We start from the raw sequence: 22,440 nt of genomic DNA on the forward strand, positions 1-22,440 counted from the left end.
ACCAGAAGCGCGGAGCCAAGCTGAACAAGCTGGGTGACTCGCCAGCGCGGACGGGCGACTGCGATACGCCCGGTGCTGGAATACCAAATGGCGGCCACCGCGCCGGACGAGAGCCAGAGGCTGGGCGATGCAATCGCCCAACGGTCGTTTAGAACCTCCAAGCCGAGCGCCACCCACAGCACATGCGAGACCTGCGTGAGCCGTCCGAACCTGAGCGCGGCGGCGACCCACCGCGAGCATGTACAACGTGCGCTGGGCCGGTACGCCGAAGCCGGCCAGCCGCACGTAGGCCGCCACGGCAGTGCCGGTCAACGCAGCGATCTTTTGCGCCGGCACCCGCAGCGGCAGGCTGGGCGCCGGTCTTGATCATGAGGCGTCGTCATAATGCCAGATTTGTAGAGATTTTCGAGGTGCGCTTTAATTTAACTCAGTCGAAAATTTCAAAGCATCTATTTTGATTCGATCTTGAATTAGTTGTGCATCTTGGCTCTTCATTTTAAACGGAGAGTCCGCAGGAATTGTGTCTTTCGTAGTTTTATTTAGCAATTTAACCTTGGATATTGTTGGCACTGTTTTAGAAGGCCAAACCTTGGTGTCCGCTAAAGTTCCAAAATCAGTCGACGATAAAATGCCTAACTTGGAGGGGTCTGTCTTATGCTGTTGACTGACAAAGAGGTTTCGATACTGCTCAGCATTTTTTTCTACGGTCTTTAACTGAACCATGACGATGCCTGTCTCAGTAACATCGAGCAATTTTCCATCTGAGGTTTTGAGCGTACGGGCAATAGCTTCAGTCTTGGCCACAGCCATGGCAAGCGTAGCGGGATCTGAAAGATCAACAGCAGGCATACTTACCAGGTCGTTTGTTAGGCTTGGAACTGCCGAACATATCGTCCTCGATATACCCTCGGCCGTATTCGTCGTCGTACAAATGTTTTTGACAATTATCTTGGAGCGAAGTTCCCACTTTGGGCCAAACGTGGCGACTGCCCAATGCATCAGAGTTGCTTTCCATTCCGGCAGACCAGCCGCTTTCATTCCATAATAGAAATTTCTATGAGTATCGTGGGCGGTTCGTTCTTTCGTTCGACAATAATGGTCGTGTATCACCGATGCATTTATATATTCTCCCTCAAAGGGGCCTCCAACGACGCCCCAAAGCGATTGAGGAATGCTGGCACCGTCAACCTTGATCTTGGCGGGAGCAGTCCACATCAACCCATTAGGATCCTCAAACCGAAAATCGTTAACTAACTCGAAGACTGGACGAGGACGTGCTGTTGTATCCCATTTCCCCTTCAAGTCGTCGAGAAATTTACCGTAATATATATCGCTAGCATTTGCCACCTCCGGAACAGCGCACACGAGTGAAATTGACAGTAGACCGAAAATATGGCCAAGTTTCATTATCGTTCCTTTTTTAGTGGGTAATCGAAAGAAACAGTGTAGTATGCCACGCCCCGATAAAATCTAACACAATGTAACGAGAGCTGGTATTTTGGTTTTCGTAGTGTGCCAATTTTTGCTGTTAAAATCGGATGGGCAATGATGAGACATCTGGAAATCGCCAAGGATGAGCGGCGCATGCTGTGTGAGATGAGGCCATTCGCATGCGATGACACGAATAAGAACCCAAGAAATTTTGCAATAGAGTGAGGGAATGACTCTGATACAAACTACTCATCGTGGATACTGCGAGTTTTCTCGTTCGCCGGTAAGTCATCGAATCGCCTCGTGGCTGCGGTGAAGCCACGCACAGAGAGATTGCCAGCAAATGTTGAGGTACCTGAGTTTCGTGAACACTTCCATTTGATAAACTTTTCAAAGGGAGGAACTTATGAAATTAACGAAATACACGGGGGGGTTCCGTGCGGAAGCCGTCAAGCTGGTGCTTGCCGAAGGCCCGACGTTACCCGGGGCGTGGACAAAACCCCCAGCATGCCATCGCCTGCAACGCTCGGCCTTGGCGCGTATCAGTCTTTGGCCGCCTTGTTCAAAAAGCCGGCGACCGCCGGCACCAGCGCCGGCGCCAGCGGAAATTTGGGATCGGTATAGGTGCCGGTCTGGCGCGCCTTGTCGGGCGGCGCTTCCTTGAGGACGTGATTCATTCCCTGCACCACGAGCAATTGCGCGGCCGGCTTGGCCTTGTGCAGCAGTTCGGCCTCGCCCAGCGGCACCTGAAGGTCGGTACTGCCCTGCACCAGCAGCACCGGCATCGTCAGTTCCTCGATCACCGCCGATGGCCGATACTTGAACCACGAAATCAGATACGGCTGCACGCTCGGACGATACAAGGTGGCCAGCGCGGGCGGCACATCGGCCACCTCCCGCCCCGCTTCAAGCTGCGCCAGAATGCGCTCGCTGTCTTTAGCAAGCGGTGGCGGCAGGGCCGGCGCCAGCTGCTCGCGCAGCAAAGCCGACGCCCCGCGCGCCACGCCGGCAATCGACACGTACGCCTTTGCATCGCCGGCTTTGGCGGCCAGCATGCCGATCAGGGCACCTTCGCTATGGCCAACCACGTTCACCGTCGAAAAGCGCTTGTCCGCCTTGAGCATGGCCAGCCACGCCGTGGCATCGTCGACATAGGTTTCGAAGCGCAGGTCGGATTCCCTGGCGCCGGCCGCCGCGCTGGCCGCGATCCCGCGTTTGTCGAAGCGAACGCTGGCCACGCCGGCGTCGGCCAGCCCTTGTGCCAGCAGGCGCAGGCTGTCGTTCTTCACGCCGGGAGCATTGCCGTCACGGTCGGTCGGCCCCGAGCCGGCGATCATCAGCGCCACCGGCACAGGCTTGGTGCCCTTCGGCAGCGACAAGGTGCCGGCGAGCGAACCGGTTGCGGTCCGCAGCGTGATCGCCTGTTCGGTTCCAGCGGCACCCGCGCCAGCGCTGGCAGAAAACAACAGCCAGAGACCCCACTTTCGCAGTCCAGAGGTACGCATCAAAGCTCCTTTCCACCATAGCGATCCGGTTAAACCCCATCGCAACGTTATCAAGAAAACCAGGATAGCACGGCTTTGCCTACCCCGACGCGTGCATCTGCGCGGCGTCCTTCATCGGCGGCAGGCCGAACATGCGTCCATATTCGCGCGTGAACTGCGACACGCTTTCGTAGCCGACCGCGAACGCCGCACTGCTGGCCGAGACGCCGTCGGACATCATCAGGCGGCGCGCCTCGATCAGGCGCAGGTGCTTCTGGAACTGCAGCGGCGAGAGCGAGGTCGCCGCGCGGAAGTGATGGTGAAACGAGGAGGCACTCATCCCCGCCGCCGCTGCCAGGCGTTCGACCGGCAGCGGACGGTCGAATTCGGCCCGCAGCAGCGCCACCGCGCGCGCCACGCGCTGCGCATGCCCGTCCGGCCCGCCCAGCCGGCGGATCGCCTTTCCGTGTCGTCCGGCCAGCAGCCAGTAATGCAGTTCGCGCACCAGCTGCGCGTGCAGCACCGGCACCGCCGCCGGCCGCTCGAGAAGGCGCATCAGCCGCAGCGCCGTGTCGGCCACCTCGGCATCGGTCGGTTCGGGCGGCGCCGCAGCGCTCATCTGCACGGACAGTTCGCCCAGTACGGCCGGGTCCAGGTCCAGCACCAGCGATATATAGGGGGCGACGGTGACCTGGCTGATGGTCGGCACATCGGCGGTAATGAGCAGCGAATCGCCCGCACGGTACGTCACGCAGGTGTCGCCGATCGCCACCTGCTTGGCGCCCTGGAGCACCAGGCAGACCAGCGGCCGGGCGATCCCGTGCAGCAGGCCGGTCGCCTCGGCCGAGCGGATCGTGGTCAGTCCCGCGATGGGCGTCAGCGCAAGGCCATCGGCGTCCGCGTGCGCCTCCACATGGCGGCGCACGATATCGAGCAGGGTATCGGTCATGCCGCCATCGTACCCGATTCCGCAGCGCCGCCGGCGCCATCTGGAGGATCAGGCAAACAAGTGCGAGGTTCGGGCTACGCCGGCGGCGCGCCCGCGTCCTATGATGAACCTCCCCCACACATCAGGAGTTCAGCATGACCAAGATTGCCATCGTCACCGGCGCCAGCCGCGGACTCGGACGCAACACCGCTTTGAGCATCGCCCGCGGCGGCAACGACGTGATCGTCACCTACCAGTCGCGCGAGGACGAGGCGCGCGCCGTGGTGACCGAGATCGAGGCCATGGGACGCAAGGCTCTCGCCTTCCAGCTCGACATGGGCAACATCACGGCCTTTGCCCCCTTCGCCGAACAACTGCGCGGCGCCCTGCGCGAGGTCTGGCAGCGCGACAGTGTCGACCACCTGGTCAACAACGCCGGCCACGGCGACTACGCGCTGATCGAAGAGACCACCGAAGCGCAGTTCGACGGCCTGGTCGACGTGCATTTCAAGGGTGTCTACTTCCTGACCCAGGCGCTGCTGCCGCTGATCGCCGACGGCGGCCGCATCGTCAACCTGTCGAGCGGCCTGACGCGCCTGACCTACCCCGGCTACGCGGCTTACGCGGCGGTCAAGGCGGCAGTCGAAACCCTGAGCGTGTACATGGCGAAGGAACTGGGCAGCCGCGGCATCGCCGTCAACACGGTGGCGCCGGGCGCGATCGAGACGGACTTCGGCGGCGGCGCGGTGCGCGATAACCGGGAGATCAACCAGGCCTTCGCCGCGATGACGGCGCTGGGCCGGGTCGGCCTGCCCGACGATATCGGCCCGATGATCGCCAGCCTGCTGCACGAGGACAACCGCTGGGTCAACGCCCAGCGCATCGAAGTCTCGGGCGGCCAGGGCATCTGATCGCTGCTACGGCAACGGCAAACGCGGCAGCGCAGCCAGCGCGTTGGCGCAGGTGGCCGCGCGCACCTCGTCGACCGTAAGGCCGCGCAGTTCGGCCAGCACCGCGCCGATGGCGGGCAGTTGTTCCGGGCTGTTGCGGCCCGGATGAATCCACGCCGGCGAAATATCCGGCGCATCGGTTTCGAGCACGATCGATGCGAGCGGCAAGGTCGCCGCCAGGCGCCGGATCTGCAAGGCGCGCGTAAAGGTCATGGCGCCGCCGAAGCCCAGCTTGAAACCGAGGTCGATGTAGACCTGCGCCTGCTGGAAGCTGCCGTTGAAGGCATGCGCGATGCCGCCGGCGGGGCGGATCTGGCGCACGTGCTTGAGCACCTGGTCCTGCGAGCGGCGCACATGCATCAGCACCGGCAAGCCCACATCGCGCGCGATGCGCAACTGCTCCCGAAAAAAATGCTCCTGCTTGTCGCGCATGGCCGGCTCGCACAGCATCGGAATGAAAAAATCGAGCCCGATCTCGCCGATGGCGACAAAGTTCGGATCGCCCATCGCCGCCTCCACCGCCGCGCGCAAGGCCGCCAGGTCGTCGTCGGTCGCATTCGGCACGTAGATCGGATGGATGCCGAGCGCGTAGCTGGCGTTCGGCGCCGCACCCGCCATCCTGCGCACGACGTCGAAGTTGCCCCGCTCGACCGCCGGGATGACGATCATCCCCACCCCGCCCTCACCCGCGCGGCGCGCCACGTCCAGCGACTCGGCGCCGAATTCGTGCGCGTCCAGATGGCAGTGGGTGTCGATCCACATGCTTACAGCTCGGCCGGCTGCAGCCCGTGTTCGGTCAGGCGCAGCACGCGATCGCAGCGGCGCGCCAGCTCGATGTCGTGGGTGACGATGACGAAGGCCGTGCCCAGGGTTCTGGACAGCTCCAGCATCAGGTCGAAAATCTGCTGCGCGGTGGCGTGATCGAGGTTACCGGTAGGTTCGTCGGCCAGTACGCAGCCGGGCTGGGTGACCAGCGCGCGCGCCAGTGCCACGCGCTGGCGTTCGCCGCCGGACAGTTCGCCCGGCACGTGCACCACGCGTTTGCCCAGGCCCACCCGTTCGAGTCCCGCGCGCGCCTTGTCGAGGGCGAGCGCGCGCTTTTCGCGGCGGATCAGCAGCGGCATGGCGACGTTGTCCAGCGCCGAGAACTCCGGCAGCAGGTGGTGGAACTGGTACACGAAGCCGAGCGCCTCGTTGCGCAGGTCGCCGCGCGCGGTTTCGGACAGGCTGGCGAAATCCTTGCCCAGCAAGGTCACCGAACCGCTGGTCGGCGTATCGAGCCCGCCCAGCAGATGCAGCAGGGTCGACTTGCCGGAACCGGAGGCGCCGACGATGGCCACCCGTTCGCCGCGATAGATGCTGAAGTCCACACTGGTCAGCACCGGCACCGAATAACTGCCCTGGGTGAAGGTCTTGCCCAGGCCCCGGCACGCAAGGACCGGCGTGGCGCCGGCGATGTTCGGATCACTCATAGCGCAGCGCCTCCGCAGGTTTCACGCGCGAGGCGTTGTAGCTCGGGTAGAGCGTGGCGACAAAGGCCAGCAGCACGGCCACGGCGCCGATCTTGGCCACGTCGGGCCAGCGCAGGTCGGACGGCAAGGCGCTGATCAGGTAGATATCCTTGGGCAAAAACTGTACTCCTAATAGTTGTTCAATAAACGGGACGATGACATCGATGTTCAAGGCCACCAGCACGCCCAGGCCAACCCCGGCCAGGGTCCCCAGCATGCCGACCAGCGCCCCCTGGATCATGAAGATCTTCATGATCGAGCGCGGCGAGGAACCGAGCGTGCGCAGGATGGCGATGTCGGCCTGCTTGTCGGTCACCGTCATCACCAGGGTGGCGACCAGGTTGAAGGCGGCCACCGTGATGATCAGCGTTAGCACGATGAACATCATCTTCTTCTCGGTCTGCACGGCGGCGAACCAGGTGGCATTCTGCTCGGACCAGTCGCGGATGCGCAGGCCGCCCGCCATGCTGGCCTTGAGCTCCTCCGCCACGGCCGGCGCGGCGTGCATGTCGGCGATGCGCAGGCGCAGGCCGGAAGGCGCGTCGAGCCGCTCCATCTTTTGCGCGTCGTTCAGGTGCACGAAGGCGAAGCTGGCGTCGTATTCGTAATGGCCGGCCTCGAAAATGCCGACCAAGGTAAACGTGCGCGTGCGCGGCAGCATGCCGGCCGGCGTGGTCTGCGCCTGCGCCAGCAGCATGGTGACCTTGTCGCCGATGCCGATGCCGAGCGAACGCGCCAGCGCGTAACCCATCACGATATTGAACTGACCGGGAACCAGCGCCGTCAGGCTGCCCTGGCGCACCTGGGCCGCCGCATCGGACACCTTGTGTTCTTCGTCCGGCAAAATGCCGCGGATGACAGCCGGGCGCATCACGCCGTCGCGCAGCAGCATGCCCTGGGTTTCCACGAACGGCGCCGCGCCCTTGACGGCCGGATTCTTGAAGGCGTCCTGCATCGCCGCCTGCCAGTTGGGCATGGTGCCGCGCGGGTCGAACACTTCGATGTGGGCCAGCACCGACAGCATGCGGTCCGTGACTTCCTTCTGGAAGCCGTTCATCACCGACAGCACCACGATCAGCGCTGCCACGCCGAGGGCGATGCCGGAAACCGAAATAAGGGAAATGAACGAGATAAAGCTGTTGCGGCCGCTTCGCTTGCCGGCCCGCGTGTAGCGCAGGCCGACCAGCCATTCGTACGGTAAATTCTGGATGATGCTCATGTGCCCCGGCAGTGATTGATTGCAAGTGCGCAGTTTGCCACACAAAGCGCGTCCCGGGCAGGGTTGTCACAATTGAATCACCCGTTACCCGCGTGGTTTTTACAAAAAACGTTGAACCTGTCGCCCGCCGCGCACTCCAACCCAGTACCGCAGAACGGAGGAAAATCATGGCATTCAGTCTTTTCGATTCAAAAGGCGTGGCGATCGACAAGCAGCGGTTCACCTGGCGCGACATGGTGCAAAAACCGATCAGCAAGCTCGATGACGACGCTTTCACGCGCATCCGGGTCATCCTGCTCAACGGGCTGGAAACCGAAGCCTTGCGCTTCGGCCACCTGGCGGCCCGCTTCAACCGCGAGCTGCGCCTGCCGCTGGCCAAGGTACGCCGCACCGAGCAGCACCAGGCGACCCTGGTCAACTGGCTGATCGCCCCCGACCATTCCGCCCTGGAGACCACGGTGGCCTACGAACAGGCCGCCATCGAGCTCACCGCCGCCATCGCCCAGAGCGAGCCGGACCCGTACCTGGCCCAGGTCTACCGCTTCGGCCTGCTGGAAGATTTCGATCACCTGTACCGCTACGCCGCCCTGCTCGACCGGCTCGAGGGCAAGGACGCCAACAATATCCTGCAAAGTTATACCGACATCCTGCCCGGGCGGCCCACGTCCGAGCACCACCGCGCGCCCGAGGACGACCTGCGCGAGCCCTACCACGCTCGCACTGCCGCCTTCCTGAGCAAGGTCAACGCCCTGACCATCGTCGCCAGCGAATACCAGACCCACGACTATTACCAGAACATCGGCCCCCTGTTCTCCGACCCGCTGGCGCGCCAGCTGTACGCCGAAATCGCCTCGGTCGAAGAACAGCATGTGACCCAGTACGAATCCATGCTCGACCCCGGCGAATCGTGGATCGAGCAATGGCTGCTGCACGAGGCGACCGAGTGCTACAACTATTACAGCTGCGTCGAGCAGGAAACCAATCACCACCTGCGCGCGCTCTGGGAACGCTTTCTCGACTATGAACTGGGGCATTTCCATATGGCCTGCGAGGCCTTCAGGCAGTTCGACAAGCGCGACCCGGCCGAGGTCGTCACAAGCGACTTCGTCAGCCCGCTGGCCCTGCGCAGCCAGCGCGACTTTGTGCGCCAGGTCCTCATGAGCGAAGTCGACGTGCGCACCGACGGCCCCCGCTTCGTGTCCAAAGCGCTGGAAAGCCCGCTCTCGCTCGGCTACCGCAGCATGGTCAACGCCGACGGGTCGCCCAGCGAGATGGTGGCGTCCGGCTATGCATGGATGCCGGGGACCGAACTCAATCGCAAAAGCACGCTGGCCGCCGCCGGCGCCAACGCGCCCTGAGCGCGAACAGGAGAATTCGTATGAGTACCGTTCAACAAGAACACATGGGCATGAACCGCACCGGCATCCAGATGTCGCCGCTCGACAGCAGGGCGATGCAGGAAGTCGAACCGGCAATCGTCTCCAGCGATGGCGTCGACGAGCGGGCGCTGGCGGAGCTGCGCAGCGATTACATCGCCAACGCCGACGCGCTGGGATCGGTGCCGCTGCCGGGCACGCTGACCGGGGCGGTAACGGTGGGGGTGTCGATGCTCAAGGGCGACAGTCCGCAGATCCTGCTCGACAAGCTCGGCGAGCGGCTCGCCTTCGAGCGCACCGGCACGCGCCTGTACGACGCGCTGATCACCAAGTGCGACATCATGCTCACCGAGGACATGAGCATGACCATCGACGACCTGGAGCAGATCCGTGCCGACGAGGCGCGCCATTTCCTCATGGTCGCGGACGCCATCGAGTCGCTTGGCGGAGACCCGACTTCGCAGACCCCGAGCGCCGACCTGGTGGGCGTAGAGTCGATGGGGCTGGTACAGGTGTTGAACGATCCGCGCACCACCATCGCGCAATCGCTGCACGCCATCGTGACTGCCGAACTGAGCGACAAGGCGGGCTGGGAAACGCTGGTGGCGCTGGCGGACGAGCACGGCCTGGCGGAGATGGTCGACAGCTTCACGCAGGCGCTGAACGAAGAACGCGAGCACCTGGCACTCACGCAAACCTGGTATGAGGAGGCGATCGGGCTGACGTACGGGGATGTGGAGATCGACGACGCAGCGTCCTTGTTACAGGCGCCTGAATAAAGCGGGCAGCTGCGACGCAACGAGGGCGCAACTACGACGCAACAAGGACGCAACTACGACGCAACGAGGACGCAACTACGACGCAACGAGGACGCATCGACGGTGCGGCAAGGGCGCGGTCGACAGCCAGCTGCCTTGCCAGGCAGCTGAACTGCCTAGCTGCGGCCTGGAATCTTCATGACGCGGTTATTCACGCCCGAGATGTTTTTCTTCGGCTCGGCTGTGGATTGCCAGCGCACGCTGTTGTCCACGCCTTCCACACTCAGCGGCGCCTTGGGGGCCAGTTCGATGGTGACCGAGTTGCCGGTGCCGGAAATATTCAGCGACGAGCACACGCCGGTGAAGGTGATGACGTTGTCATTCCCCTCGATGATCGCGCGGCGGCCGTCGCACTGGAACGAGCGCTTATGATCGTTGCCGCTGATTTCGATCTTGTCCTTGCCCGCCGACGTGGTGCCGGTGGCGTCGTCATCGGCGAACGCCGTCCCGCAGGCGCCGATAGCAGCGATCAGGGCAAACCCACATGAAGATAATGTACGAAAAAACATAAATACCCTTTTTTCAATGAAATGATTCCTGAAATACTATTTCATCAATAAATTTTTGGCAAGTTTTATGCAGCGCTCATGATCGTCACATGGCCGCTACTCCCGCATCCGTTTTACGGTTTCAGCGGAACCCTGACAATCTTGTGTTCGGCACCAGCGATGTTCTGGCGCGGCTCGCCCGTCGACTGCCAGTTCACCTGGTTACTCACGCCCGACACCACCAGGCTACCGGTCGGCGCCACCTGCACCGTCACCTTGCTCTCCGCGCCGGCGATCTCGACACTGGAGCACACCCCGGTGAACGTCAGCACATGCTGGGAACCGCTGACCAGCACCTTGCGTCCGTTGCAGGGAAAGGTACGCTGATGGCCATTGCCGGTCACTTCGATCGACTCCTTTTGGACGGCAATCTCGCCGACGCCCTTGTCCTGCGCCATCGCGCCGGTCGCTACCGCGAGCGCCAGGCCCATGCCAAGTCCGCAGACTATCGTTTTGATCCGCATACATGAACTCCTTGTCAGGAAAATAAGGTTGATGAAATTCTAGCATCGCTATCGAGGACAGCCGCGCGCGCTTGACGGCATCGACAGGACGCCGGCAGCCAGGCAGCGGCGTGCGCAGGCCGCTGCGGCCTTGTTTCGCGCGCTTGACAGCGCGCATGACGGCGCCCATGACGGCGCGCGCATTCCCGCGCGCCGGCCCGTTCGCCGCGCGCCCGCATATTTTCGGGTTTGCCAATTTGTCCTACAATGCTGGATGACCCAAATTTCGCTTGTCCTGCCGTTCGCCCTGCCCCCTCCCGAGCTCGCCCCCGACCTGATCCGCGCCTTGCAAGCGCCGGCCCTGGCCGCGCTCATCAGCCGCACGGCGTCGCACCAGGCGCTGCCGGTCGACGACGCGCTGCGCGCCCTGCCCCACGAGGCCTGGCTGGCGCGCACCCTGAACGCCTGCGCCGACGGCACGCCGTCGCTGGCCGGCGCCGTCATGCGCGGCTACGGCCTGGCGCAGCCGGAAGGCACCTGGTTCATCGTCAATCCGGCCCACACCCAGATCGCGCGCAGCCACCTGCTGATGGCCGACATGCGCCGCCTGCACCTGTCCGAGGCGCACGGACGCGCCCTGTTCGACCTGGCCCAACCGTATTTCGACGAATCCGGCAAGACGCTGCTCTACGGCGACGCCGGTACCTGGTTCATGCGTGCCGACGACTGGACCGGCCTGGAAACCTCGACCCCCGATTCGGCCGTCGGCCTGAACCTGACCGACTGGCTGCCCAAGGGCACCTCGTCGCGCGCCTTCCGCGTGCTGCAGAACGAAGTGCAGATGCTGTGGTTTGAACACCCCGCCAATGCCGAACGCGAAGCGCGCGGCCTGCCCGCCATCAACTCATTCTGGCCATGGGGCGCCGCCGCAGCCGGCGCCGGCCCGGACACCGCCCTGCTGGCCACCAGCGAGGCCCTGCCGTGGATGGCGGCGCTGGCCGGCCACCCGCAAGCCGAGCCGGTCACGCCGCTGGCCGCGCTGGACGGCGACGCCATCCTGCTGTGCGACGCCCTGACCGAAGCGGCCCTGGCCACCGACTGGGCAAGCTGGCTGCAGCACATGCACCGGCTGGAGCAAACCATCTTCGCGCCGGCCCTGGCCGCGCTCAAGGACGGCCGCATCAAGCAGCTGCAACTGCTCCTGAACCACCGCAGCCGCCACCTCGCCTTTACCACCACCCGATTGTCGCAACACGCCTTCTGGCGCCGCCCGACCCTGGATAGACTGCTGCCATGACCCGTATCACGACTCGCCCCTGCTCCTTCCGCACTTCCGAAATGCTGCGCCAGACCGGCGTGCACCCCGTGCTCGCGCGCCTGTACGCCGCGCGCGGCCTGACCGACGCGCGCGAACTGTCGAGTGAACTGGGCAGCCTGATCGCCCCCGCCGGCCTGCTGCACATCGACGCCGCCGCCGTGTTCCTGGCCGACGCCATCAAGGCCGGCAAAAAAATGACCATCGTGGCCGACTACGACTGCGACGGCGCCACCGCCTGCGCGGTCGCCCTGCGCGGCTTGCGCACGATGGGCGCCACGGTCGACTACATCGTCCCCAACCGCTTCGAATACGGCTACGGCCTCACGCCCGAGATCGTCGAACTGACCGCGCGCGAAAAGGCGCCCGACATCATCATCACCGTCGACAACGGCATCGCCAGCATCGACGGCGTGCTGGAAGCGAAGCGGCGCGGCATCGACGTCGTCGTCACCGACCATCACCTCCCCGGCGACGCCCTGCCCGAGGCGCGCGTGATCGTCAATCCCAACCAGCCCGAATGCGGCTTTCCCAGCAAGCACCTGGCCGGGGTCGGCGTGGTGTTCTACGTGCTGCTCGCCCTGCGCGCCGAACTGCGCAAGCGCGGCGTGTTCGACGCCCAGACCCAGCCCAAGCTCGACAGCCTGCTCGACCTGGTCGCGCTGGGCACCGTGGCCGACGTGGTGCGGCTCGATTCGAACAACCGCATCCTGGTGGCGCAGGGCCTCAAGCGCATGCGCGCCGGGCGCATGCATCCCGGCGTGGCCGCGCTGTTCCGGGTGGCCGGGCGCGAAGCGCGCAGCGCCTCGCCGTTCGACCTCGGTTTCGCGCTCGGTCCGCGCCTGAACGCCGCCGGCCGCCTGGAAGACATGTCGCTCGGGATCGAATGCCTGGTCACCGACGACGAAGGGCGCGCCTGGGCCATCGCCCAGCAGCTCAACGAGATCAACCTGAAACGCCGCGAAATCGAAGCCGACATGCAGGACACCGCCCTGCTGCACCTGGACGCCTACCAACCGGCCGACAGCAACACCATCAGCGTGTTCGACGAATCCTGGCACCAGGGTGTGATCGGCATCGTCGCCTCGCGCCTGAAAGAAAAATTCTTCCGCCCCACGATCACCTTCGCGCCGGGCGCGGAAGGCTGGATCAAGGGTTCCGGGCGCTCGATCCCCGGTTTTCACCTGCGCGACGCGCTCGACCTGGTGTCGAAGCGCGCGCCCAGCCTGATCGACAAGTTCGGCGGTCACGCCATGGCGGCCGGCCTGACCATCCGCGCCGATGCGTTCGAGGCGTTTTCGGCGGCGTTCGAAGAAGTCGGGCGCGCCTGGCTCAACACACAGCAGCTCGAACGCGTGATCGAAACCGACGGCCCGCTGGAAGACGCCTACTACACCACCGAATTCATCGGCCTGATGGACGGCCAGGTGTGGGGCCAGGGCTTCGCGCCGCCCGTGTTCTGCGACGAATTCCGCGTGGTCAGCCAGCGCATCCTGAAGGAACGCCACCTCAAGCTGCAGCTGGAACGCAACGGCCAGCGCTACGACGCGATCTGGTTCGGGCACACCGCCTCGGTCGGCGACCGGGCGCGCGTAGCCTTCCGGCTCGACGCCAACGAGTACAACGGGGTCACCCGCGTGCAGCTGCTGGTCGAACACGCCGAGCCGGCCTGAAGCAATCCGGGCGAGACCATCTGTTTGCGCAGGCTCAGCAGCCGTTTGATGGCGATTGGCTTGCGCGCGATACGAAAATAGAGTATAAATACTCCATAACCGGAGCCCACTATGCATCTTGCCTTCGCCTATCCCAAGAGTCGCTTCGAGCCGGCCGTGCTGATCGACCTGAACGCGCGTGCGGAGCGGGAACGTTTGTCCAAGTCCGCGCTCAAAGGTTTCTTTGCCCTCATGACAGCCTGGAAGCTGCGCGACGACGATGCCCGCGAACTGCTCGGCGGCATGTCCTCCTCCACCTTCTACGAGTGGAAAAAGAACCCCGACCGCATACTCGAAGTCGACCGCATCACCCGCATTTCCTACATGCTCGGCATCTACAAGGCCCTGCACATCCTGTACGGCGACAAGCTCGCCGACGAATGGATCACCCTCCCCAACAGCAATCCCATCTTTGCCGGACGCACGCCGCTGTCGCACATGCTGGCGGGCGGCCTGCTGTCGATGCAAACGGTGCGCAAGCTGCTCGACGCGCGCCGCGGAGGCCTGTGACTTGACGGTCGTCCCCAAGCTCACCACCCTGCGGCAGTTCGATACCTGCCGCCTGATTCCGTCGCGCTTTGCCGACGTGGAAGATTCCGTGCTCAGCCCGCTGGCCGAGAACGCGGACGTCTTGCGCGACCTGTTCGACATCGATAACGCCACCAACGAACGCCTGCGCGGCGAGTACGGCAGCCTGCCCGGCATCGGCGTCGACGAGCTGGTCTTCGGCGTGCCGAACTTTCGGATCATCAATGCCGCCTACACCTATCCGCGCCCGGAAGGCAGCCGCTTCAACGATGGCGAACGCGGCGCGTGGTACTGCGCCTTCGAAGCCGAGACCGCGCTGGCCGAAATCACCTTTCACAAGACCGTGGAGTACCAGGAAATCGGCCGCTTCGACGATAGCGTGACCTATCAAGCCCTGATCGCCGACTTTACCAGCACCTTCCACGATATTCGCGGCGTCGATGCCTTTGCAAAATACCTCGACCCGGCCAGTTACATCGAATCGCAGACCCTGGCCAGCCAGTTGCTCGATGCCGGATCGATGGGCGTGATCTACCCCAGCGTGCGGCGTCCTGAGGGCACCTGCCTGGCGTGCTTCCGTCCCGCGCTGGTCGGCAATGTGCGCAAGGGGCAGGTCTACCGCCTCACCTGGTCGGGCTCGCCCACGCCCCTCATCGAGATCGCCTGAACGATCGTCCCGTACGCTGTACACCACCCGAACCATTGAGTATCTGTATGAAAACCAAGCCTGAAAACGACACCGAACTGCGCACCAAGATCAACCTCGAAACCGCGCGCCTGCCCTGGGCCGAACTGCAGCGTCACTTTGCCCAAGGGACGGTGGTGTTTGTGAGCGCCGAGCTCGATCTGGTCGATGTGGCGGTGCGCATTTCGCACGACGACAAGGACAGCATCGCCAAGTGGATGGGGGACGGCAAGGTCGGCAAGGTCTCCGATGCGCAGGCGCAAGCCTGGACCGAGGCCGATGCCGTGTTGTGGACCTCGGTAGTCCACCCCTTCATCCTGGTGCAGCCGGAAAAAACCGTCCTGCACTGACCGGACGAGGGCCTAGCGCCGTTTCATGATCGAGCCCAGCACGCCGCGAATGATTTCGCGCCCGACTTGCGAGCCGATGCTGCGCGCGGCCGATTTCATCATCGCCTCGACCGGCGACTGACGCTTGCCGCCGCCCCCGCCGAACAGGCCGCCGAGCATGCCGCCGAGGGAGGTATCGGGCGCGCTGTCCGGCACACGGTCGCGCCCGGACGGCGCCGGCGCCTCCGCCTCCTGCGCAGCGGCCGCGGCGCGGGCGGCGATCAGTTCGTGCGCCGATTCGCGGTCGATACTTTGCTCGTAGACACCGGCCACCACCGATTGCGCCATGGCGCGCCGCCGTTCGGCATCGTCGATCGGGCCGATCTGCGATGCCGGCGGCAGGATGTACGCCCGCTCGACCATGTTCGGCCGTCCTTTCTCGTCGAGAAAAGACACCAGCGCTTCGCCCAGCTCCAGTTCGGTAATGACCTGGGCAGTGTCGAGCGCGGGATTCGGCCGGAAGGTGTCGGCGGCCGCCTTGACGGCCTTCTGGTCGCGCGGCGTGTAGGCGCGCAAGGCGTGCTGGACGCGGTTGCCCAGCTGGCCGAGCACGGTATCGGGAATGTCCAACGGGTTCTGGGTGATGAAAAACACGCCCACGCCTTTCGAGCGGATCAGGCGCACCACCTGCTCTATCTTTTGCAGCAAGGGCTTGGGCGCTTCGCTGAACAGCAAGTGCGCTTCGTCGAAGAAAAAGACCAGCTTCGGCTTGTCCAGGTCGCCGACCTCGGGCAGGTTTTCGAACAATTCCGACAGTAGCCATAGCAGAAACACCGAATACAGGCGCGGCGCATTCATCAGCTTGTCGGCCGCCAGGATGTTCACCACGCCCTTGCCCTGCGCATCGGTTTGCAGCAAGTCGTCGATATTGAGCATGGGCTCGCCGAAAAAGCGGTCGCCGCCCTGCTGTTCCACCGCCACCAGCCCGCGCTGGATGGCGCCGATGCTCGCCGCCGACATATTGCCGTACGTGGTGCGGAAATCGGCAGCATTGTCGCCGACATGCTGCAGCATGCTGCGCAAGTCCTTGGTATCGAGCAGCAGCAAGCCATTGTCGTCGGCGATCTTGAACACCAGTTGCAGCACGCCCTCCTGGGTATCGTTCAGGTTCAGCATGCGCGCCAGCAGCAAGGGTCCCAGATCGGAGATGGTGGCCCGCACCGGATGGCCGGCTTCCCCGAACACATCCCAGAACGTCACGGGGCAAGCGGCCCAGGCAGGCGCGTCGACGCCCAGCGCGCCCAGGCGCTTGCCCATCTTTTCCGACGCGGTGCCGGCCTTGGCCATCCCGGACAGGTCGCCCTTGACGTCCGCCATGAACACCGGCACCCCGATCCCGGAGAGCGCCTCGGCCAGGACCTGCAAGGTCACCGTCTTACCGGTCCCGGTGGCGCCCGTGATGCAGCCGTGGCGGTTGACCAGCGCTGGCAGCACATCGAGCACGCGCGCAGGTTGGGCGGTATTATTTCGGGCAATCGGCAGCGGCATGGACATGGCGGCAATCTCCTCGGTGCGGTAGGGAATCAATAGTACCTCATGCCGGCGGCATCGCTCGCGACGAGCTTCCCCGGAACGGGCGCGGATGTGGTCCAATGCGCAATGCGCAATGCGCGAGCCGCGAGCCGCGAGCCGCTATCTATTCATGGAGTCAACAATGCGTCAGACTGTCTTTTTCCTTGCCGCCCTGCTCGGTGTCGGTGGCGTCCAGGCCGCCAGCGGCGTCAGCGCCGGCGGCGTTGTCCTGCTGCAGCCGGAACGCGTGATCGAGGCACGGGTGAGCGTCGACAGGCTCGCGCCATACCTCAAGCTAGTCGATGCGAGCGCCAGACGCGCGCTCGCCAAGGCTGACGCCGTGCCGGCGTCCAGCGGGTTCCTTGTCGTGGCGATCCGCCCCGGAGCGCAATCGATGGCCTGGCTCGACTTCACGCCCCCTTTGCCCAAGACATTGGCGAACGCGCTCCTGGCCGGCACCCAAGCCGTGCCGGTCCCAGCGGTCAAAGGCGGGACGGTGGTGACCGCGATCAAATATGGAATGGGCGGCGCAAGCGCGCCAACGCAGCCGACGCCGGCGCCTGCCGAATGGACCACGGCCGCCAGGGCGGCGGGCCAGCCGCTGGACATCGGCGAGCTGGTCGACCGCCTCTGGAAATAAGCCTTGGATTACACTGTTCTTTGGACAGATTCGGGAGACTGTCCATGTTGAGAAGCATCGCCGCCAGCCTGCTGGCAATCGGCGCACTGCACAGCCACGCTGCCGGGCAGGCTTAGGAGTTCCGCGACACGGGAGCGGAATTGCATGGCGGCGCATGGGATGCCAGGGTCATGCCGGCAATGGGCAAGGCCGTGTCAACATGCCGGCGCGGCACGCAGGTCCGCGCCGGTCAACTGTATTCGACCGGTCCGCACAACGCGGCGCTGGCCTGGAAACGCGCCAGACCGGCGCCACCACGCTACAGCAAGCGCATCGGCAACGATCGCGCTGGGTCAGCGCGTCTTTTCCACAAAGTCCATCCCCACGAACACCCGTCCCGCGTTGCCGCGCTCGGCCTGGAAATGATGCAGACGGCGCTCGGACTTCTGTTTGCCCTCCTCCGACTTCGCCAGGTCTCCCAATTTACTGAGCAGGAGCTGCGCGGCCAGCCGTTTGTTGGCATGCTGGCTGCGCTCCGTCTGCACCTTCACCGACAAACCGGAGGCCACATGGGTTGCCCGGATTGCGCTGTCGGTCTTGTTGACGTGCTGCCCGCCCGGACCGGAGGCGCGCGTCGCCTCGTAGCGGATTTCGCCGTGCTCGACCGAGACCGCCGGCGGCGCGAACGCGGCGCCGTTCAGGAACCAATTCTTGCGCTTGTGCATTTTGCGATAAGGACTGTCGCAAATCCACTGTATGCTGCCACTCCACTGCCCGGCGAGGGCGCCGACTGCCTCTTGCGCGCCGTCGAGTTCCACCAGCACCGAGCGCAAGGTACCGCCGATCGGCCCGGCCAGCTGTTCCACCACGCTCAAGGACACGCCCGCCTTGTGCGCCTCGCGGCCCAGCTGCGCCAGCGCCTTTGTCACCGCCAGGCAGCATTCCGCCGGCCCGGTATTGGCCGTCATTTGTAACCAGATCATCAGCAGCACTCCCCACGCGTTTTGTAGGTCAGCACTGGCTTGCTCCGGGAAACCACCGTCACCAATCCCGCGCCGACCAGCGAGCCGAGCACGCTGTCGACGTTCTTGTAGGCTTGCGGCGCCTCCTCGTAAATCAGTGCGCGGTCGTTGCAGATCACGCGTCCACCCATCGACGTGCGGCTCAACTGCGCCGGCGTCGCCAGTTTGTCCAGGCGGCCCTTGCAATCGGTCCGCTGCCACTTGCGCCCCGCACCGTGCGCCAGCGAATGCAGGCTCAGCTCACCGGCCGACAGCACCGGCGCGATCAGGTAACTATAGTCGTCGCGCGAGCCCGGCAACATCACCAGCCCCTGGTCGCTCGGCGTGGTGCCCTTGCGGTGCAGCCATCCCGACTGGCCATCGATGCATGCCGGGGTCACCGTGTTGTGATGCACATCGAGCACACGCACGGCCTCGCAACGCAGGCGATGAAACATCCGCGCCGCAATCAGCGAGCGATTCACTTCCGCGTACTGCAACGCTGCATCGTGCTCGCGCAAATAGGCAAGCGCTTCCGCGCTGCCGTCGGCCAGGCCGGCGTGGCTGTGCGCATCGACGTGGGCGCGCAAGATCACCTGCCCCAGGCCGCGCGAACCGCTGTGCACCAGCAACTGCAGGCACTTGCGCGACAGCGTCGTGCGCCCAAGGACATCTTCATCTTCGACAGCGTCGATCGCCTGAAGTTCCGCAAAATGATTGCCACGGCCGATGGTGCCGAGCGAGCGCAACGGCGCCAGGTCGCGTCCCGCCGCCGCCAGCGCGTCCGACAAGGCAGCGATACGCGCCGGCCAGGACGGGTCGCGGCGTTCGAGCGCGGCCCATTCTTCCTCGTCGATCACCTCGTCGAGGTTGCCGATCTGCTTGTCGATCTTGTCGAGCCTGGCCTTGCCGGCCAGGATGTCGGTTTGCCACAGCGCCATGCCGCAGCCGATGTCGTTGCCGACCAGGGCCGGATACAGGCGTCCGGTCGAGAAAAATGCGGCCCCGACCGGATAGCCGCGCCCGGGATGCAGGTCGGGCAAGCCGACCACGCGTTGCATGCCGGCCAGTGCGGCCGTGGTTTTGGTTTGTTGTACTGCTGCGTCTTCGAGCCACAGACGGTCGGACGCGATGATCGAAATACGATCAGAAATTTGCTGAACAAAATTGCCCATGTGATGCCAATCCAAAGAAATACGAGAAGGGACTGGGTGCTGGCAAAGTGCTGACGATTAACTCGTCAAGAGGGGGCTAAAACGATGCGACAGACGGGCGAATGCCGTCGGTTCAGTGCAGGATGTAGCCAGCCAGACCCAGAAAAAGAGCGTTGATGTTCAGTTTTTGCATGATCGATCTCCTTTTCAAAAATGGTTGGCCTGCTTGGGAGTGCGATAGTAGGCGATATTTTGCAGCGTTGCAAGTGCTAAATTGCCGCGACACACGTAATGACAGGGAATATTTCCTAACCGGGGTCTGCCCCCAATGCCGCTAACTTAAAGCCCGTCATTCTCGCGCAGGCGGGAATGACGGAACTGAGGCTCGGGGGCAAAAGGGCCTATCTTAGCGGCATTCGGGTCTGACCCGGTTAGGAAACTATTGGCTTAGCGAACTGCGCAGAAGCCGAACGACTGCGTGCTCTTCGGCTGCACCGTCGCGTTGTACGGCTGGCCCGATGCCGTCAAGGTCGCGCCGGTCTGCGTGTAGACCGCGTTCCACAGGTTGTTGATCTTGCCCTGTACCGGCACGCTGATCTTCCACACCACCGGGGTCGTCCCGCTATTGTTCACAGCAACCTCGGCGCAATAGCCAGCGGACCAGTCGGACGAGATCTTGACCACTGCCGTGACCGCCGGTGTCGGCGTTGGCGTCGGCGTCGGCGTCGGGGTTGGCGTTGGGGTTGGGGTCGGCGTCGGGGTCGGCGTCGGCGTCGGCGTCGGCGTCGGGGTCGGGGTCGGCGTCGGGGTCGGGGTCGGGGTCGGCGTCGGCGTCGGCGTCGGCGTCGGGGTCGGGGTCGGGGTCGGCGTCGGGGTCGGCGTTGGCGTCGGCGTCGGGGTCGGCGTTGGCGTCGGCGTCGGGGTCGGCGTTGGCGTCGGCGTCGGGGTCGGCGTTGGCGTCGGCGTCGGGGTCGGCGTTGGCGTCGGCGTCGGGGTCGGCGTTGGCGTCGGGGTCGCGCCGGCCCACAGGTTCTTCAGCAATGCCATCTTGTCAGGCCAGACCGTATTCCAGTCATCCTGCAAAATGCCGCCGGTGTCGCCGCTGTTCGGATTGAGCGTCCAGTAGAACGAGCTGATCATGCCCCGCTCTTTCAGGTACTTGACCAGCGCATCCTGCCAGACCTTGTCTTTCGGATTGCCGCCGCCGTGACCGTACTTGCCGCCCCACTCGCCCAGCACCACCGGATAGTCCTTGGCGAATTTGCCCCATTGCTGATCCCAGATCGCCGGCATGTTGGCCGGGAAATTGGCAGCCTTGAAGTACTCCATCTCGAACACGTCAGGACCATACACGTGCGGCGACAGCACCAGCTTGTTGCGCGGAATGTCGAGCGTCTTGCAGTTCAGCGGCTCCAGATTGCCGCCCCAGAAATGGCCGTACTGGCCCTGGCAACCGCCGGCATTGCTGCCGATGCCTTCGACAAAGATCAGCAGGTTCGGATTTTTCGCCAGGATGCGCTTAGAGGCGCGCTCGGCCGCCAGGTTCCAGTCGGTGCGGACATTGCCCGTACCCCAGGTCGCCTGGCCGTGCGGCTCGTTCTTGATGTCGAGGCCGATCAGGTTGCGCAGGCCGGAGTAATGCTGGGCCAGGTATTCCAGGTCGGTCAGCCACTGTTCTTCGGTGTACTGCGGCGTATTCCACAGTTCCGAAATCGCCTGGCAATCCGGACGGTGATGGTCCAGCAGGATATAGATGCCGCGCCGGTCGACTTCTTTCAGGAACACGTCGAGCCACTGGCGCGAGTTCAGGCCGACCAGGTCGGGATTGGCCAGCGCATCGATGTTCGGCTTGACCGAGTCGCGGAACGTGGCCGGGCACACCGGAATGCGCAGGGCGTTGAAGCCGTTGGCCTGCACCTGGTCGAGCATGCTCTTCCAGTTGCGGGTCCACAGGCCGTGCACCGTGCCGTCGAAGGTCTCAAAACCGAACCAGTTCACGCCCTTGAGCACGACCGGACGGTTGGCATCGTCCAGGATCTTGTTGCCGGATACGGTAAATGCCTGGCCGGCGCTGGCCGCGAAGGCCAGTGCCAGCGACAGCGCCAGTTTGCTTGCAAATTTCGGGGTAATCATGGTACGTCTCCAGTGGGTGAGATGACTTGAAGCGGGGCTATGCCTACAGCCCGGCAGGTAGCGGCCGGTAACCGGTCACCGCTGCGACCGCGGCACCCGGGAAGGTGCCGACCAGGGCGTTGTAGCCTTCGGCCGACTTTCCGTAACGGCTGCGCGCATCGGCCAGCGCAAGCTCGTCTTGCGGCAATTTGCCGCGTAGTTCCTTGAGCGAAGACACCGTCTCCAGCTCGGGCGCACCACGGGTGCCCGCCAGGCGGTACAGCACGCCGGTCAGCTCGCCCTGGTAGCGCTTGTAATTGTCGACCGCTTCCGGATCGTCGAGCACGCCGCTATTGGTCGGCAGCGCGCTGGCGCGCACCAGGCTGGTACGGGCCTGGTCGATGAAGGCCGGATCGAGTCCGCCCGCGCGCGCCGCGCCTTCCAGCGCCGTGCTGGCCAGGCGCGCGCGTTCGGCGTGGATACGGGTCAGGTCGCGCCAAGCGTCGGCGCCGCCCGCGCGCGCTTCGCTCAGGGCGTTGAAACTGATGGTGCCGGCGACACCGGCGCCGGCGAGTACCACCGCGAGCACGGCGATGGCAGCGTGGGTTGAACGAAACGTCATCCTCGTCCTCCTGTATTGGGGAAAGCAAATTGCAAATGCGAAAAATCCGCGCGGGCCGGCAAGGCCCGCGCGGACGACTGACG

At 64.2% G+C, this 22,440-nt stretch carries 22 protein-coding genes; 9 read left to right on the plus strand and 13 right to left on the minus strand.

Translation table 11 applies throughout. The features are described 5' to 3' along the window. Nucleotides 1-417: 417 nt before the first annotated feature. The 3 genes from EJB06_RS27150 to EJB06_RS27160 form a co-directional block, all read right to left on the minus strand. Complete coding sequence (locus EJB06_RS27150; protein WP_126077160.1) at nucleotides 418-1,407, minus strand: DUF1353 domain-containing protein; 990 nt, start codon at nucleotides 1,405-1,407, stop codon at nucleotides 418-420. 566 nt (nucleotides 1,408-1,973) lie between these two features. Further along, a complete protein-coding gene (locus EJB06_RS27155) occupies nucleotides 1,974-2,936 on the minus strand; it encodes an alpha/beta hydrolase family protein (protein ID WP_126077161.1) in 963 nt (320 codons plus the stop codon). A 79-nt stretch (nucleotides 2,937-3,015) separates the two neighbouring features. Continuing rightward, entirely contained in the window at nucleotides 3,016-3,864 is an 849-nt protein-coding gene (locus tag EJB06_RS27160; RefSeq protein WP_126077162.1) for an AraC family transcriptional regulator, read from the minus strand. Between the two features lie 134 nt (nucleotides 3,865-3,998). Between EJB06_RS27160 and EJB06_RS27165 the strand changes: the two genes are divergently transcribed. Continuing rightward, a complete protein-coding gene (locus EJB06_RS27165) occupies nucleotides 3,999-4,754 on the plus strand; it encodes an SDR family oxidoreductase (protein ID WP_126077163.1) in 756 nt (251 codons plus the stop codon). A gap of 6 nt (nucleotides 4,755-4,760) precedes the next feature. On the opposite strand, the gene EJB06_RS27170 is transcribed toward EJB06_RS27165, so the two are convergent. The 3 genes from EJB06_RS27170 to EJB06_RS27180 are packed head-to-tail and all read right to left on the minus strand — an operon-like array spanning nucleotide 4,761 to nucleotide 7,523. Continuing rightward, the gene (locus tag EJB06_RS27170; RefSeq protein WP_126077164.1) at nucleotides 4,761-5,555 is read right to left on the minus strand and encodes a TatD family hydrolase; all 795 of its coding nucleotides are present in this window, start codon (nucleotides 5,553-5,555) and stop codon (nucleotides 4,761-4,763) included. A gap of 2 nt (nucleotides 5,556-5,557) precedes the next feature. Further along, on the minus strand, nucleotides 5,558-6,265 hold the full coding sequence (lolD, locus tag EJB06_RS27175) for a lipoprotein-releasing ABC transporter ATP-binding protein LolD (protein ID WP_198420929.1): 708 nt from the start codon (nucleotides 6,263-6,265) through the stop codon (nucleotides 5,558-5,560). After that, nucleotides 6,258-7,523 (minus strand): lipoprotein-releasing ABC transporter permease subunit, encoded by a 1,266-nt coding sequence (locus EJB06_RS27180; RefSeq protein WP_126077165.1) that lies wholly within the window; start codon nucleotides 7,521-7,523, stop codon nucleotides 6,258-6,260. The genes lolD and EJB06_RS27180 overlap by 8 nt, the downstream gene beginning before the upstream one ends. A 167-nt stretch (nucleotides 7,524-7,690) precedes the next feature. On the opposite strand from EJB06_RS27180, the gene EJB06_RS27185 reads away from it, so the two are divergent. After that, entirely contained in the window at nucleotides 7,691-8,881 is a 1,191-nt protein-coding gene (locus EJB06_RS27185; protein ID WP_126077166.1) for a hypothetical protein, read from the plus strand. Between the two features lie 20 nt (nucleotides 8,882-8,901). Continuing rightward, nucleotides 8,902-9,678 carry a ferritin-like domain-containing protein gene (locus EJB06_RS27190; RefSeq protein ID WP_229427315.1) on the plus strand — a complete coding sequence of 259 codons (777 nt, stop codon included), beginning with the start codon at nucleotides 8,902-8,904 and terminating at the stop codon, nucleotides 9,676-9,678. A gap of 155 nt (nucleotides 9,679-9,833) precedes the next feature. Here EJB06_RS27190 and EJB06_RS27195 read toward each other — a convergent pair whose 3' ends face one another. Then, a complete protein-coding gene (locus EJB06_RS27195) occupies nucleotides 9,834-10,226 on the minus strand; it encodes a DUF3060 domain-containing protein (protein WP_126077167.1) in 393 nt (130 codons plus the stop codon). Between the two features lie 113 nt (nucleotides 10,227-10,339). Further along, nucleotides 10,340-10,729: a DUF3060 domain-containing protein gene (locus tag EJB06_RS27200; RefSeq protein ID WP_126077168.1), complete on the minus strand. Its 390-nt coding sequence runs from the start codon at nucleotides 10,727-10,729 to the stop codon at nucleotides 10,340-10,342. Between the two features lie 253 nt (nucleotides 10,730-10,982). Here EJB06_RS27200 and EJB06_RS27205 point away from each other — a divergent pair, with 253 nt between their 5' ends. The 5 genes from EJB06_RS27205 to EJB06_RS27225 all read left to right on the plus strand — a co-directional run bounded on the left by EJB06_RS27205 (nucleotide 10,983) and on the right by EJB06_RS27225 (nucleotide 15,298). Beyond that, the gene (locus EJB06_RS27205; RefSeq protein ID WP_126077169.1) at nucleotides 10,983-12,005 is read left to right on the plus strand and encodes a hypothetical protein; all 1,023 of its coding nucleotides are present in this window, start codon (nucleotides 10,983-10,985) and stop codon (nucleotides 12,003-12,005) included. Then, complete coding sequence (gene recJ / locus EJB06_RS27210; protein WP_126077170.1) at nucleotides 12,002-13,696, plus strand: single-stranded-DNA-specific exonuclease RecJ; 1,695 nt, start codon at nucleotides 12,002-12,004, stop codon at nucleotides 13,694-13,696. Before EJB06_RS27205 ends, recJ begins: the two co-directional genes overlap by 4 nt. 111 nt (nucleotides 13,697-13,807) lie before the next feature. Further along, entirely contained in the window at nucleotides 13,808-14,245 is a 438-nt protein-coding gene (locus EJB06_RS27215) for an antitoxin Xre/MbcA/ParS toxin-binding domain-containing protein (RefSeq protein ID WP_126077171.1), read from the plus strand. Between the two features lies 1 nt (nucleotide 14,246). Further along, a complete protein-coding gene (locus EJB06_RS27220) occupies nucleotides 14,247-14,930 on the plus strand; it encodes an RES family NAD+ phosphorylase (protein ID WP_126077172.1) in 684 nt (227 codons plus the stop codon). 47 nt (nucleotides 14,931-14,977) lie between these two features. After that, nucleotides 14,978-15,298 carry a DUF2288 domain-containing protein gene (locus EJB06_RS27225; protein ID WP_126077173.1) on the plus strand — a complete coding sequence of 107 codons (321 nt, stop codon included), beginning with the start codon at nucleotides 14,978-14,980 and terminating at the stop codon, nucleotides 15,296-15,298. Nucleotides 15,299-15,310: 12 nt separating this feature from the next. Here the strand turns inward: EJB06_RS27225 and EJB06_RS27230 are convergent, their stop codons facing one another. Further along, on the minus strand, nucleotides 15,311-16,831 hold the full coding sequence (locus EJB06_RS27230; protein ID WP_126077207.1) for a helicase HerA-like C-terminal domain-containing protein: 1,521 nt from the start codon (nucleotides 16,829-16,831) through the stop codon (nucleotides 15,311-15,313). A gap of 160 nt (nucleotides 16,832-16,991) precedes the next feature. Between EJB06_RS27230 and EJB06_RS27235 the strand changes: the two genes are divergently transcribed. Further along, nucleotides 16,992-17,489: a hypothetical protein gene (locus EJB06_RS27235; RefSeq protein ID WP_126077174.1), complete on the plus strand. Its 498-nt coding sequence runs from the start codon at nucleotides 16,992-16,994 to the stop codon at nucleotides 17,487-17,489. Nucleotides 17,490-17,821: 332 nt separating this feature from the next. On the opposite strand, the gene prfH is transcribed toward EJB06_RS27235, so the two are convergent. The 4 genes from prfH to EJB06_RS27255 all read right to left on the minus strand — a co-directional run bounded on the left by prfH (nucleotide 17,822) and on the right by EJB06_RS27255 (nucleotide 22,357). Then, complete coding sequence (gene prfH / locus EJB06_RS27240) at nucleotides 17,822-18,451, minus strand: peptide chain release factor H (protein WP_126077208.1); 630 nt, start codon at nucleotides 18,449-18,451, stop codon at nucleotides 17,822-17,824. Next, nucleotides 18,451-19,644 carry an RNA ligase RtcB family protein gene (locus EJB06_RS27245; RefSeq protein WP_126077175.1) on the minus strand — a complete coding sequence of 398 codons (1,194 nt, stop codon included), beginning with the start codon at nucleotides 19,642-19,644 and terminating at the stop codon, nucleotides 18,451-18,453. Before EJB06_RS27245 ends, prfH begins: the two co-directional genes overlap by 1 nt. Before the next feature lie 426 nt (nucleotides 19,645-20,070). Next, nucleotides 20,071-21,756, minus strand: coding sequence for a glycoside hydrolase family 5 protein (locus EJB06_RS27250; RefSeq protein WP_164558054.1), 1,686 nt, complete (start codon nucleotides 21,754-21,756; stop codon nucleotides 20,071-20,073). A 43-nt stretch (nucleotides 21,757-21,799) separates the two neighbouring features. After that, entirely contained in the window at nucleotides 21,800-22,357 is a 558-nt protein-coding gene (locus EJB06_RS27255; protein ID WP_126077176.1) for a LemA family protein, read from the minus strand. Between the last annotated feature and the right edge of the window lie 83 nt (nucleotides 22,358-22,440).

The organism is Massilia atriviolacea, from assembly GCF_003953935.1.
Classification (GTDB): domain Bacteria; phylum Pseudomonadota; class Gammaproteobacteria; order Burkholderiales; family Burkholderiaceae_D; genus Telluria_A; species Telluria_A atriviolacea.